General features: G+C 63.2%; 8 protein-coding genes and 1 pseudogene. 2 read left to right on the top strand and 7 right to left on the bottom strand.

Going from position 1 to position 9,811, the window contains the following annotated elements; all coding sequences use genetic code 11:
* Nucleotides 1–636 (bottom strand): acyl-CoA dehydrogenase family protein (locus VGO12_RS30105; protein ID WP_327516404.1); only part of this gene is annotated, 636 nt, incomplete at its 3' end.
* Between the two features lie 156 nt (nt 637–792).
* Here VGO12_RS30105 and VGO12_RS30110 point away from each other — a divergent pair.
* Nucleotides 793–1,809 (top strand): aldo/keto reductase, encoded by a 1,017-nt coding sequence (locus VGO12_RS30110; RefSeq protein WP_327516405.1) that lies wholly within the window; start codon nt 793–795, stop codon nt 1,807–1,809.
* Between the two features lie 39 nt (nt 1,810–1,848).
* Here the strand turns inward: VGO12_RS30110 and VGO12_RS30115 are convergent, their stop codons facing one another.
* Genes VGO12_RS30115 through VGO12_RS30125 form a run of 3 tightly spaced genes read right to left on the bottom strand, consistent with a single transcriptional unit; the run spans nt 1,849 to nt 5,495 of the window.
* On the bottom strand, nt 1,849–3,108 hold the full coding sequence (locus tag VGO12_RS30115; protein WP_327516406.1) for a glycerate kinase: 1,260 nt from the start codon (nt 3,106–3,108) through the stop codon (nt 1,849–1,851).
* 45 nt (nt 3,109–3,153) lie between these two features.
* Nucleotides 3,154–3,927 (bottom strand): enoyl-CoA hydratase/isomerase family protein, encoded by a 774-nt coding sequence (locus tag VGO12_RS30120; RefSeq protein WP_327516407.1) that lies wholly within the window; start codon nt 3,925–3,927, stop codon nt 3,154–3,156.
* Entirely contained in the window at nt 3,924–5,495 is a 1,572-nt protein-coding gene (locus VGO12_RS30125; RefSeq protein ID WP_327516408.1) for an acyl CoA:acetate/3-ketoacid CoA transferase, read from the bottom strand. Before VGO12_RS30125 ends, VGO12_RS30120 begins: the two co-directional genes overlap by 4 nt.
* Before the next feature lie 135 nt (nt 5,496–5,630).
* On the opposite strand from VGO12_RS30125, the gene VGO12_RS30130 reads away from it, so the two are divergent.
* Complete coding sequence (locus VGO12_RS30130) at nt 5,631–6,449, top strand: aldo/keto reductase (RefSeq protein ID WP_327516409.1); 819 nt, start codon at nt 5,631–5,633, stop codon at nt 6,447–6,449.
* A 56-nt stretch (nt 6,450–6,505) separates the two neighbouring features.
* On the opposite strand, the gene VGO12_RS30135 is transcribed toward VGO12_RS30130, so the two are convergent.
* The 3 genes and pseudogenes from VGO12_RS30135 to VGO12_RS30145 all read right to left on the bottom strand — a co-directional run.
* On the bottom strand, nt 6,506–8,101 hold the full coding sequence (locus VGO12_RS30135) for a GMC family oxidoreductase (RefSeq protein WP_327516410.1): 1,596 nt from the start codon (nt 8,099–8,101) through the stop codon (nt 6,506–6,508).
* A complete protein-coding gene (locus VGO12_RS30140; protein WP_327516412.1) occupies nt 8,101–9,597 on the bottom strand; it encodes an aldehyde dehydrogenase family protein in 1,497 nt (498 codons plus the stop codon). The genes VGO12_RS30135 and VGO12_RS30140 overlap by 1 nt, the downstream gene beginning before the upstream one ends.
* 22 nt (nt 9,598–9,619) lie before the next feature.
* Nucleotides 9,620–9,811, bottom strand: a pseudogene (locus tag VGO12_RS30145) (dehydrogenase); the annotation flags it as partial.

The raw sequence follows: 9,811 nt of genomic DNA on the forward strand, positions 1-9,811 counted from the left end.
GTCGTCGAAGTTCAGCGCGCCAACCTGGCTCGCCCGCTGACCCATCTTGTGTTCCTTCGGCCCCTTTTCGACGCCTGCCGCATGCAGGTCGACGATGAAGATCGACATGCCGCGGTTTCCCGCTTCCTTGTCAGTCCTGGCCAGTACGAAGCCGTAGTCAGCGACCGGCGCATTGTGGATCCAGATCTTGCCGCCGTTCAGCCGCCAGCCGTTGCCGTCACGCTCTGCCGTGGTGCGGATGCCCGAGACGTCCGTTCCGGCCTCCGGTTCGGTGATGCAATAGGCGACCTTGGCGCGCATGCCGAGGATATCCGACAGCATCGCCTGCTGGCTTTCGGTCCCGTGACGGACGAGCAGGGTCGAGATGAGCTCGATCAGGCCGCACTGGTCGGCAACGGACGCGTAGCCGCGGCTGAGTTCTTCCATGACAAGTGCGTATGTGAGCGTATCGAAACCCGGCCCGCCGAGCTCTTCCGGCACGCCAATGCCGAAAAGGCCGAGCTTTGCCATTTCGTCGTAAAGCCCTGCCGGGAAGCGCTCCTCGCGATCAAGCTCCTCGGCCATCGGGCGGATCATTTCGTCGGCAAAGGCACGCGCCATGTCGCGCACCTGTTCCTGCGTTTCGGTGAGATACATCTGCCACGCCTCATCTCTAGTAACTATCTAGTTACATATATTCCGAAGCCGGATGCCGTCAAGACGAAAAACTTGGAGGCCGCAAAGGATGCAGCTTGCACAGCCGTTTAGGGCCATGCATACTATTCACCATTCAGTTACTTATGGAGGAAAATCATGCATCCCGGGCAAAAGCGAAAATTCGGAAGGACGGATCTTGAGGTGACCGCGTTCGGCTTCGGAACGGCACCTCTCGGTAACATCTTTCGCGAGATCGACGAGGCGACCTCGGAAACAATGTTTTCGCGCGCCTGGGAGGCCGGCGTCCGTTTCTTCGACACCGCGCCGATGTATGGCCATGGCCTTGCCGAGCTGCGCACGGGTCATGCTCTGCGCTGGAAGGAGCGGGACGACTTCGTCCTTGCCTCCAAGGTCGGGCGACTTCTGCGTCCGGCGCGGCGCGACACCATCGATTTTGCCCCATGGACCAATGCCGCGCCCTTCACGGTGCATTTCGACTACAGCTACGACGGCACGATGCGGGCTTTCGAGGACAGTCTTCAGCGACTGGGACTGGAGCGCATGGACATGTGCTTCATCCACGATATCGACGTCTTCACACGCGGCAGCGCGCAGCCTGAAGTGTTCGAGCAGGCGATGGACGGTGCATGGCGGGCGCTCGAAAGGCTACGGGCGGAAAAGATCGTGAAGGCCATTGGCGTCGGCGTCAATGAATGGCAGGTCTGCGAGCAAGCCTTGCTGCGTCGCGACTTCGACTGCTTCCTGCTGGCAGGGCGCTACACACTGCTCGAACAGGAAGCGCTCGATACTTTCCTGCCGCTTTGCCAGGAGCGCGGCGCCGCCGTCGTCGTGGGCGGCGGTTTCAATTCGGGGATCCTGGCGACCGGCGCCAAGGAAGGCGCCAAGTACAACTATGCGCCAGCACCGCGCGAGATCCTGGAAAAGGTTGCGAAGATCGAAGCCGTCTGCGCTGCCTACAACGTACCGCTCGCCGCGGCCGCCCTACAGTTCGTTGTCGCCCATCCCGCCGTTCCGTCCTTCATGGCCGGCACGCGCACGCTCGAACAACTGGAGCAGAACCTCGACTGGTTCTCCCACCCGATCCCCGCTGAGTTCTGGGCCGACCTCAAGCGCAAGGGCCTTTTGCGCGAAGACGCACCCGTCCCAGCCTGAGGCAGTATCGGGCCCGCGCCGCGATGGCGCGGGTCGTATCTATCGGATGAGGATCGCCCGGAAGTCGTTGACGTTGGTCCCGGTCGGACCGGGAACGAACAAGTCACCGAGGTAATGGAAGGCCGTCCAGGCATCGTTCTCGGCAAGCATAGCGGAGGGATCGCGACCCAGGTTGCGCAAGCGCCCCATGCTCTGCCCGTCTGCAAAGGCGCCGGCATTGTCTTCGGAGCCATCGATGCCATCGGTATCGGCGGCGATTGCCGAAAAGGCGATGCCTTCGGCCGCCAGCGCAAGCGACAACAGGAATTCCGTGTTGCGCCCACCCTTGCCGCCGCCCTTGATGGTGACGGTGGTTTCTCCACCCGAAAGAACGACGACGGGGCGCGGGAACGGCCGGCCGCGACCGGCGACTTCACGCGCAATGGCCGCGTGAACGCGGGCGACATCGCGAGCCTCCCCCTCGATGGAATCGGAGAGGATGACGGCAGGAACGCCAAGGGACGCGGCGCGCGCGGCGGCCGCCTCAAGCGAGAGGCTCGCCGAGGCGATCACCCGGACCTCGTTCCGCGCGAAGACCGGGTCGCCCGGGAGGGGCGCCAGGCTTTCGTCGCCCTCCAGCCACGCGGCAACCCGCAGCGGAAGAGCGATGCCCCAGGTCTTGATCAGGCTACGCGCCTGCACGCGATCCGCCTTGTCCGGGATGGTCGGCCCGCTGGCAACCTGTGCCGGATCGTCACCTGGCACGTCCGACACCACCAAAGTGACGACCTTTGCCGGATGGCAGGCGGCGGCGAGACGACCACCCTTGATCCCCGAGACATGCTTGCGGATGGCGTTCATGACCGAGATCGGCGCGCCACTTGCAAGCAGGGCCCGGTTGAGCTGCACGTCGTCTTCCAGCGTCAGCTGACCCGGCGGTGATGGTAGCAGGGCCGAACCGCCACCGCAGATCAACGCAACGACAAGGTCGTTTTCGGTCAGATCGCGCACAGCCTCGAAAAGCGCATCCGTTGCCTTCAATCCGGCCGCATCGGGTACCGGATGGGCCGCCTCAAGTACGCGGATGCGCTCGCAGGGGACGGCATAGCCATAGCGCGTGACGACAACACCTTCGAGCGGACCGTGCCAGAGCCTTTCGAAAGCGGCGGCGAGCTGCGCCGCACCCTTACCGGCGCCGATGACCACGGTCCGTCCCCGTGGCTGGCTTGGGAGATGAGCGCGCAAGGCATTTTCCGGGTCCGCGGCTTCGATCGCCGAACGAAAGAGGTCCGCGAGGAATTCTTTGTCTTCAGATTTCATGGAGCACCGCCATAAAGGGCCGGGTCGCCGGAGAACGGCGCCGACCTATCGATTGAACTGGGGCGAACGCTGCTGTCGGTAGACCGACAAGCCTTCCGTTAAATCGCCCGATGCTGCCGCCACCGCGCCGGCGAGCGCCTCAACCACGCGTTCGCTCTCTTCACCCTCGGCCGCGTTGATCAGCATCTTGGTAAGCTCCGTTGCACGCGGCGAACGGTGAAGCACCCGCTCCGCAACGGTCCGTGCAGCGGCAAGCCCTTCGCCGCTTGCGACCACCCTGTCGACGAGGCCGAGCGATAGCGCCTCCTCGGCGCCGTAGACTTCGCCGAAAAGCGCCATGCGTCGCACCCGCTGCGCTCCGAACCGGCGAGAGGCGCGCTGCGTGCCCGACCAGCCGGGGATGATGCCGAGACCCGATTCCGGTTGGCCGATCTTCACATGCGCCTCCGCAATGCGCATATCGGCACAGGCTGCGAGCTCCAGTCCACCGCCGAGCGCATGTCCGTTCAAGACGGCGATCAACGGCACGGAAAGCCGCGCCAGCTGATCGAAGGCATCGTGGCCATCACGCAGCCAGCGACGGGAGAACATCTCGGCGTCAAGACTGCTCCACGCATCGATGTCGCCGCCCGCGCTGAAGGATCTTTCGCCTTCGCCCGAGAGGATGGCCACACGCGCATCCGAACGCTCGATGCCGCGGCAGGCCTTAGAGAGCGCCTCCACCATGTCCGCGTCGATCGCGTTCAGCTTTTCCGGGCGACGGAGTGTCAGCCGCGCTACGCGATCAGTGATGACAAGGTCAATGCGCGGATCGCTCACAGCGTGAGCCCCATGGCTTCTGGGCGGAACAGGGCACCGTCCATCCGCTTCAGCGCCTTTGAAACGCGAAGGGGCGTTGCCGCCTGATCAAGCACGTCCCGTTGAAGGTCGAGACCCGGAGCGACCTCGGTGACAACGAGCCCGTCGCTGTCGAGGCGGATGACGCAGCGCTCCGTGACATAGCTGATGTCCTGTCCTTGTGCGCGGGCGCGCTTACCGGAGAAGCTCACCTGGTCCACCTTCGGCACGAACTTGGCGATGCGGCCCTCCTTGTCGATCACCAGCCGGCCATCCTCGACGCGCATCTTCGCCCCGGCATTGAAATTGCCGGAGAAGACGATCTTCTTTGCGCGGGAGGTGATGTCGACGAAGCCGCCGGCGCCGGCGGTGCGGTGCGGGGTGGCCGCAAGGCGGCTGACATTGACCGAACCCTCGGCATCGATTTCCAGAAAGGACAGCAGCGAGCAATCAAATCCCCCCGCCTGGAAGTAGCAGAACTGATGCGGCGAGGCGACGAAGGCCTCGGCATTGGACGCACAGCCGAACTTGAAGTCGAGCAGCGGAACACCACCGACGGCTCCCTGTTCGATCACCCAGGTGACCTTGCCGTGATGACCTTCCTCAATGAGGATGCGCGGCACGTTGGCGGAAATGCCGAAGCCGATGTTGACTGCCCATCCATCCTCAAGCTCTTGCGCCACGCGGCGTGCGATCACCTTGCCAACGTCGAGCGCCGGGGTGCGGAACGTCTCGAGCGGCCGGAACAGCTCGCCTGAGATCGCCGGGTCGTAGGGCGTTGCCGTCGTCTGCAACTGGTCCGGCGCTTCGACGATGATGTCGACGAGGATACCGGGCACGCGCACATCGTGGGGACGAAGGGTACCGCTTGCCGCCACGCGCTTGACCTGAGCGATCACGAGACCACCGGAATTGCGGGCGGCGAGCGCCATTTCCATCGCGCCGAGCGTCGCGCCCTCCTGCTCGAAGGTCAGGTTGCCCTTCTCATCGGCGGTCGTTGCCCGAATGATCGCCACATCGGGACGGATGGCCGGAAAATGCAGCCAGTCCTCGCCTTCGAACGACACGCGCTTGACGATCGGCTCGGCCCGCGCCCGTTCATTCATCGCGCAGCCATCCTGTTCGGGATCGACGAAGGTCTCCATCCCCACCTTCGTCAGCACGCCCGGACGCTTGGCAGCGCCCTCGCGCAACATGTCGAAGACGATGCCGGAAGGCACGTTAAAGGCGGCGAGTTCCTCCTTCAGGATCATCTGCCAGATGAGCGGCGGTTCGGCATTGCTTGGCCCTGAGGGATAGGAGCCTCCGATGATCTTTACCAGCATGCCGGGCTTGGCGATGTGATCGACACCGCGCGTCCCGAAGAAATCGCCGGCGGCGATCGGATGAACGGAGGTGAGGCCGCGCGGATGACCTTCGCCGTCGAAGCGTTCCCCGAGCGCTTTCAACACAGCATCGGGGCAGCAAAGACCCGAGGAAGAGTTCACGGCGACGACCGAGCCATCCTTGATGAGCCGCACCGCCTCCTGCGCGCTCTTCACCTTCTTCATCGCCAAATCCTCCGTTTTTCATTGCTTGAAGTAACTAACTAGTTATATGTTAATTCGCGACAAGACAAGCCGGCCGGTGCGATTTTCGAATGACCGGCATTCGACGCCGGCGCGGCAATCGACCAAGGGGGAGGCATGAACATCTACTTCCAGAAGAGCTTTCAGCGCGGCTTCGGCACCTATCCGCTGAACGGAGGCGAGCTGCGCCGGGCGATCGAGGCGGCTGTCGATGTCGGCTACCGCGCCTTCGACACGGCGCAGATGTATGGCAACGAGGCTGACACGGGCGAAGCACTGGCCGAATGCGGCGTTCCGCGTTCTGAGCTTTGCATCACCACGAAGGTGCATCCGGACAACTACTCGGACGAGACGTTTCTCGCTTCAGTCGAGGCAAGCCTTCAGGCCCTGAAGACCGATTGCGTCGACGTCCTTCTCTTGCACTGGCCGCCGGCAAACGGCGAGATCGTCCCCTCACTCCTGATGCTTCGATCCGCACTGGAAAGAGGGCTGACAAAGGCTATCGGTGTATCGAACTACACGGCGGCCATGATGCGGGAGGCGCGGTACGTCATCGACCTTCCGCTCGTGACCAACCAGGTGGAATTCCACCCGCTGGTCAACCAGGAGAAACTGCTCGCAGCAGCAGCAGAAACCGGAATCCCGATCACATCCTACGCGTCGATCGCCCGTGGCGAGATCTTCAAGCACGGCCTTTTTTCCAAGATCGGCGAGACCTACGGCAAGTCCGCGGCACAAGTGGCGCAGCGCTGGATTATCCAGAAAGGCGTTCCGCTCAATACCATGTCCACCAAGCCGGAAAACATCCGTGCGAACTTCGAGATCATGGATTTCACCCTCTCGTCGATCGATATGCAAAGGATCGACGCGCTGACCGCCACCGGTTACCGCATCATCAAACCAGGACAACTTCCCTGGGTTCCTGAGTGGGACTGATGGAAAAAGGGCGGCCCTCGAGCCGCCCTCTTTTCTTTGACCGTCGGACTGTCTGATCAGGCATTGCCGCGGATCATGTCCGCGGCCTTTTCCCCGATCATGATCGTTGCCGCATTGGTGTTGGACCCGACGAGGCTCGGCATGGTGGAACTGTCGCAGATGCGGATGCCGTCGAGCCCGTGCACACGCAGTTGCGGATCGACCACCGACATCTCGTCGAGCCCCATCTTGCAGGTGCAGGTCGGATGATAGGAGGTACGGCCGTACTGGCGGGTATAGGCGACGTAATCCGCTTCCGTGCGGACATCGCGGCTCGGGAAGTGCCTGACCTTGATGTACTTCTGCAGCGACGGCTGGGCGAAGATCTCCTGACTGATCTTCACGCCTTCGACCGAGATCTTCACGTCTTCCGGGTCGGCGAGGAAGTTCGGATCGATGATCGGAAGATCGCGCGGATCTGCCGAGCGAAGCGCGACAGTCCCGCGCGACTTCGGGCGCAGCGTGTAGGAATTGAGCGTGATGCCGGAGGAACCCTTGGGCACGCTGGGCACGCCGGCTTCCGCCCCGGCGCCGGCAAGGAAATGGAACTGCAGGTCCGGATAAGGGCTCGTCTTGTCGCCGTACCAGAACGCCCCGCCCTCAACCACATTGGAAGTGATTGGACCGGAGTTGAACAGGGCGTATTGAAGCCCCGCCCAGATCGACCAATGCAGCTTGTTGTACTTGTCGAGGCTGTCGTGATCCTTCAGCTCCGCGACGATATCGACGCCGAAATGGTCCTGCAGGTTTTCGCCGACGCCAGCCAGATCCTGGATCACGTCGATGCCGTGGCTGCGAAGTGCGGCGGCAGGACCGACGCCCGAAAGCATCATCAGTTTCGGCGTGCCGATCGCGCCAGAGGTCAAGAGCACCTCGCTGTCGGCGCGCGCGGTCATCCGCTTGCCATCGACCTGATAGTCGACCCCGACGGCACGTCGCCCGTCGAAGACGACGCGCAGCACGAGCGCCCCGGTAATGACCGTGAGGTTCTTGCGCTTCAGGGCCGGCCGGAGATAGCCGACCGCCGCCGAGCAACGGCGGTTGTTCCGCGTCGTTGTCTGGTAGACGCCGGAACCTTCCTGAAGCGGACCGTTGAAATCTGGATTGTAGGGTATGCCGAGTTCCTGGCAGCTTTGCACGAAAGCGCGCGTCATGCGCTGCGGCTCGGGAATATTCGACACGCCGAGCGGGCCGTCCGTTCCATGCCACGCGCCCGAGAGGATCGAATTGCCCTCGGACCGCAGGAAGTACTTCTGGATGTCCTTGAAGCCCCAGCCTTCGGCGCCTTCCTCGACCCAGCGGTCGTAATCACCGGGATGCCCACGCGTGAACACCTCGGCATTGATCGAGGAGCCGCCGCCGAGCACCTTGGCCTGGGCGTAGAGGATTTCACGGTTGTTGGCGTGTTTCTGCGGCGCGGTCTTCAGTCCCCAGGTCAAAGGACCTGACGTCATCTTGGCAAAGCCGACGGGCATGTGGATCAGCGGATGACTGTCGCGCCCGCCGGCCTCGATGAGGCAGACGCGCGCCGACGGATTTTCAGAGAGCCGCGCCGCCAATACGCAACCGGAGGAACCGCCTCCGACGATCACATAATCATAGCCTTGCGACATCATGCGATCCAATGCGAACGCTTGCCGATCTCGACGTGGACGGACTTCACCTGCGTGTACTCCTCCACTCCGTAGATGCCGGCCTCGCGACCCCAGCCGGATTGCTTGAAACCACCGAGCGGCATCTCAGGGCCGCCCGCCATGATCGTGTTGACCCAGAAGCGACCGGCACGCACCTTTCGGGTTACGGTCAGCGCCTTGTCGATGTTCTTCGTCCACACGCTCGCGGCCAGGCCGTAGACCGTGTCGTTGGCGAGCTGGATGGCTTCCTCGACCGTGTCGAAATGCATCGAGCACAGAACCGGGCCGAAAATCTCGTCGCGCGCAATCGCCATGTCGCGGGAAACACCGGAGAAAAGCGTCGGCGCAATGTACTGGCCATGGCCAAGATCGATCGTTTCGCCGCCGGTGAGAAGCTGGGCGCCGGCCGCCTTGCCCTTGGCGATATAGTCGAGAATCGTGGCGTTCTGGGCCTCGGTGGTGATGGCGCCCACCTGGGTGCCTTCGTCCAAGGGATCGCCGACCCGGATCTTTTTCATCTTCTCGACAAGGAGTTTCTCAAACTCCGCTGCAACAGAACGCTCGACGATCAGGCGCGACGACGAAACGCAGCATTGTCCGGTGTTGAAGCTGATGCCGAACGCGGCACCGTCAGCGGCATCTTCAAGGTCGGAGTCGGCAAAGACGATGATGGGGTTTTTGCCACCGAGCTCGAGGCCCAGCTTCTTGAAGTTGCTGTCGGCGGCAGCGTGGACGCAGGAGCGCCCCACCGCCGTCGATCCCGTGAAGGAAAGCATGTCGACGTCAGGATGTTCGGCCAGCGCCTGCCCGATCGAGCGGCCGGAACCGGTGACGACGTTATAAACACCCGCAGGCAGGCCCGCTTCAGCCAGAACCTCGGCCAGGAGCAGCGTCGTCACGGAGGTGACTTCGGACGGCTTCACCACCATGGTGCAACCGGACGCCAGAATGAAGGGCACGCGCTCGCACAGGATCAGGAACGGGAAGTTCCAGGGTGTGATCAGGCCGATGACGCCGATCGGCTCACGCAGCACCATGCCGAACAGGTCGTCACCGAGCGAGTTGAAGCTGTCGCCGTGCAGCAGGCGTGCGGCACCGGCGCCGACCTCGAAGCAGGCGATGCAATGATCGATCTCGCCGCGCGCCTGCGAGATCGGCTTGCCGTTTTCAAGCGTCTCCCAATAGGCGATCTCGTCCCGGCGGCGACGCAGGATCTCGGCGACGCGCAGAAGCACGCCGGCGCGTGCGGCACCGGAAAGCCCGGCCCAGCGGCGATCCTCGAAGGCATTGCGGGCGGCGGCGACCGCAGCGTTCAGATCATCGACCGTGCAGCGCACGGTGCGCGTGACCGGCGTACCATGGCCCGGCGAGGCACGTTCGAAGTGGTCGGCCCCTTCTTTCCACTGCCCGTCGATGAAGTACCCGAAGCTGCGCGCTGCGGACGGGGGAGCAAGAAACGTGTTGGTCTGGTCCATCTGGTACCTCCACTTCAATAGTTTACGCCGCGATGGCGATCTGGGTCTTCAGGTGTTGCGGCCGCTCGCCGACCGTCTCGAAGGCTTCCTGAATGGCCTCCAGCGGATAGCTTGCCTTGGTGAAATCCTGCGTGCGGAACCGCCCGTGCGACAGAAGCGTGAGCGCGTCGTGCATATCCTCGCCCATCCCGGCAACAGAACCCTTGAGGCTCCC

Source organism: Ensifer sp. (assembly GCF_035999135.1).
In the GTDB taxonomy this organism is placed as follows: domain Bacteria; phylum Pseudomonadota; class Alphaproteobacteria; order Rhizobiales; family Rhizobiaceae; genus Ensifer.

What these genes read in the sequence shown, in the direction of transcription:
- VGO12_RS30110 (WP_327516405.1), top strand. Translation starts at nt 793, where the DNA reads ATGCATCCCGGGCAAAAGCGAAAATTCGGAAGGACGGATCTTGAGGTG.
- VGO12_RS30115 (WP_327516406.1), bottom strand. Translation starts at nt 3,108, where the DNA reads ATGAAATCTGAAGACAAAGAATTCCTCGCGGACCTCTTTCGTTCGGCG.
- VGO12_RS30125 (WP_327516408.1), bottom strand. Translation starts at nt 5,495, where the DNA reads ATGAAGAAGGTGAAGAGCGCGCAGGAGGCGGTGCGGCTCATCAAGGAT.
- VGO12_RS30130 (WP_327516409.1), top strand. Translation starts at nt 5,631, where the DNA reads ATGAACATCTACTTCCAGAAGAGCTTTCAGCGCGGCTTCGGCACCTAT.
- VGO12_RS30135 (WP_327516410.1), bottom strand. Translation starts at nt 8,101, where the DNA reads ATGTCGCAAGGCTATGATTATGTGATCGTCGGAGGCGGTTCCTCCGGT.
- VGO12_RS30140 (WP_327516412.1), bottom strand. Translation starts at nt 9,597, where the DNA reads ATGGACCAGACCAACACGTTTCTTGCTCCCCCGTCCGCAGCGCGCAGC.